General features: G+C 63.7%; 3 protein-coding genes. All 3 read right to left on the bottom strand.

What is annotated here, in order from left to right; genetic code table 11:
* Nucleotides 1-189, bottom strand: a 189-nt coding sequence (locus EOA86_RS28835) for a hypothetical protein (RefSeq protein WP_164892073.1), incomplete at its 3' end; no start/stop codon positions are given.
* Nucleotides 190-450: 261 nt separating this feature from the next.
* On the bottom strand, nucleotides 451-1,524 hold the full coding sequence (locus EOA86_RS28830; RefSeq protein ID WP_128344769.1) for a succinylglutamate desuccinylase/aspartoacylase family protein: 1,074 nt from the start codon (nucleotides 1,522-1,524) through the stop codon (nucleotides 451-453).
* A 149-nt stretch (nucleotides 1,525-1,673) separates the two neighbouring features.
* On the bottom strand, nucleotides 1,674-2,947 hold a 1,274-nt coding region (locus tag EOA86_RS28825), incomplete at its 5' end, for an FAD-containing oxidoreductase (protein WP_128344767.1).

Raw genomic sequence — 2,947 nt, 5'->3', positions numbered from 1 at the left:
GTCCCAGCGCGTATAGCGGCCGGGGTATTCGTAATTCGAGGAAAACACGGCGCCACGGCGCGCATTCAGCCCGTCGATATAGGCGTCGATCGCGCCTTCGTAAGGGCGATCATGGCGCTCGCGGGTAATCGTCACGCCACCCGCCGTGACGAAGCGCTCCGCCCCGTTCTCCAGAATTTTCGTCGTCATTGCCGTCTCCATCAGCGTCTTGGCTATTTCAGCGTCTTGGGGCAACGGACCCGGGGCATGGCTTGAAAAAACAAATGGCCGCCCGGACATTCCGTTGCGGCCACCTTCTATTTTCACGCGCACGCGTTCGAACAGGCCGCTGTCAGCGAGCCCACCACCAAACGGTCTTGATCGAGCGCATGTTCATGGCGATTCCAATAGCGGCGATTGAACGGCCACGCAACTGGATTCAATGAAGCGCTTGGCGAAGGGCATAGGCCGTCAGTCCTCCAGCGTCCCCGACCTTGCGTCGGCGCTCTTCCTGTCGCCGACCAGCTTCAGCAGGTCTTCGCCGGCACGGATGATGCGCCGGGAACGCCGTGTCAGGATGATGCCCGACTGCGGTGCGAACACTTGCGTGCGGCCGTCGGGCTCACCTGGCGCATGGACGACGGTGGCGAGCAGTGCGCCTTTTGCCACAGGGTCGCCGGGCTTCACCTCGTAAAGGACCGCGCCCGCTCGGGGCGCCGGCATCATGTCGACGTTTTCGAGCGGTGCGACAATGCCGGTGAAAAAATTAGGCCCGGCAAAGCTGCCGGGCTCGGGCAGGGTCTGATCCACGATCACGCCGCGTGCCACTAGCAGCCGGTACAGCCCTTCCGCATCGGAGGCGGCCAGAGCGCCATCGACATCGAGTATGCCGCGATATTCGACCGTGGTGGCGACGCGTCGATCGAGGCGCGCGACGTCGGCGGGAACGTTCTGGTACGGCATGATCGAGGCGCCCTCGAAGGTGCCGTCGGTGTCCTCATCCCACAGCACCACCGCGTCGACGCCCATGGCGGCCGCGCAATCCGCCATCGCCGGCCACAGGCTGGTGTGGACATAGAGGTAGGCGAGGCCCTCGTCGTCGCAATGCAGGTCGAGCACGAGGTCGTGGCCAATGGAAAGTTGCAGCAGCCGGATCTTCAGCCGCTGGTCGACGGTGCCACGGGTCGTGTCCGGCAGGAGTGAGATGTCGGGCGCGGCCAGCAGCGGAAAGCCGCGGTTGAAGTTGGTGCGGGTGCCCAGATGGAAGCGGCCCTGATGCTCGCCGAAATGATACTGGGCGCGGCCGATCGGATTGGCTTGCGGTACGACGGTGATATTGCCCTTGATGCGGCCCTCCGCTTCGGCTTTTCCGAGCATCGGCATCAGCGCGTCGATGGCGACGACGCCCGGCAGTTCGCCGGCATGCAGCGCTGCCTGCAGATAGGCTGAAGATGCCGATTTGTCCGCTCCCTCGAAGCGGAACACCGGGAATTCATAGGAAACGCCCTCGCTGTCGCCGGCGATGCGCTCGATCGATTTTTGCATGATATTCCTCCAAGAAAGAGGCCGAACACATGCCCTTTCGCCGATACGCTGTCGATTGGTCCAGCTTTTCGCGCTATGGGCGCAGGACCCTCTCGGCCGGCTCCCGAAGGGGTGCGGTGGACACTACTGGTTCCAAACGCCTGCCCGGCCTATGCCAGCGGCTTCAATTCCTGGGCAATGGTGGGCAGAAGTTCGGAGACATTGGGGTGGATATGGGTTGCCCGCGCGAGCGTGCTGACCGGCGCCTTGGCGTACATCAGATCGAGCACGCAGTGTATCGCCTCGTCGCCGCCGGGGCCGAGCACCGAACAGCCGAGGATTTCCTTGGTGCCGGCGTCGACCAGGATCCTCATGAAACCTTGCGTCTCGCCTTTCTCGACGGCGCGGCCGACGCGGGTCATCGGCCGCTGGCCGACCAGCGCGCGACGCCCGGACTTTCTTACCGCTGTCTCCGTCATGCCGCAGCGGCCGAGCGGCGGATCGGTATAAAGCGCATAGGCCTCGATGCGGTCGCTCACCTTGCGCGGATCGTTGTCGAGCAGATTGGCGGCGACGATCTCGTAGTCATTGTAGGAGGTGTGGGTGAAGGCGCCTTTGCCGTTGCAGTCACCCATCGCCCAGATGCCGGGCACGCTGGTGCGCAACTGGTCGTCAACGACAATGAAGCCGCGTTTGTCGACCTCGACGCCGGCTCTGTCGAGGCCGAGATCGTCGGTGTTGGGCGTTCGGCCCAGCGCCAGCAGCACATGCGAACCGACCGCCGGCGCCTTGTCGGCGGAGAAGGTCACGGCAATTTCGTTGCCCTTTCTGGCGAAGCCGATGTCATCGGCGCCGAGATGGACCGTGATGTCTTCGTTTTCGAAGATGGACAGGATGGCGGCTGAGACATCCTCATCCTCGCGGCCGATCAACCGCGGGCTCTTTTCGATCACAGTGACCTCTGATCCAAAACGGCGGAACATCTGCGCGAATTCGAGCGAGACGTAGCTGCCGCCGACGACGACGAGATGGCGCGGCAACTCGTCGAGATCCATCATCGACGAATTGGTCAGGTACGAAATGTCGTTGACACCGGGCAGGTCGGGCACCGAGGCGCGGCCGCCGGTGTTGAGGAATATCTTCTCGGCGCTCAGCAGGTCGTCGCCGACACGCACGGAATTGGCAGATTCGAAGCGCGCATGGCCGCGATAAAGCGTGCATTTGTCCATGCCGGCGATCCAGCTTTCGAGGTTGCCGCGGGCGTCGTTCGACACCTTGTCCTTGCGCGCCTTGATCGCCTTGTAGTCGACGCCGACCGGGCCGGAGAGCGTCACGCCGTAGTCGGCGGCGCGGCGGGCAAGATGCGCGGCATAGGCGCTTGCCACCATGGCCTTGGTCGGCATGCAGCCGGTATTGACGCAGGTGCCGCCAACCAGTTTTCGCT

This window comes from Mesorhizobium sp. M5C.F.Ca.IN.020.32.2.1, from assembly GCF_004023105.1.
Lineage (GTDB): Bacteria > Pseudomonadota > Alphaproteobacteria > Rhizobiales > Rhizobiaceae > Mesorhizobium > Mesorhizobium wenxiniae.
Note: the sequence above shows the minus strand (reverse complement) of the source record. Positions and strands in the feature narration are given on the sequence as shown.

Excerpts from the sequence above, each read along its gene's own strand:
- EOA86_RS28830 (WP_128344769.1), bottom strand. The coding sequence starts at position 1,524 with ATGCAAAAATCGATCGAGCGCATCGCCGGCGACAGCGAGGGCGTTTCC.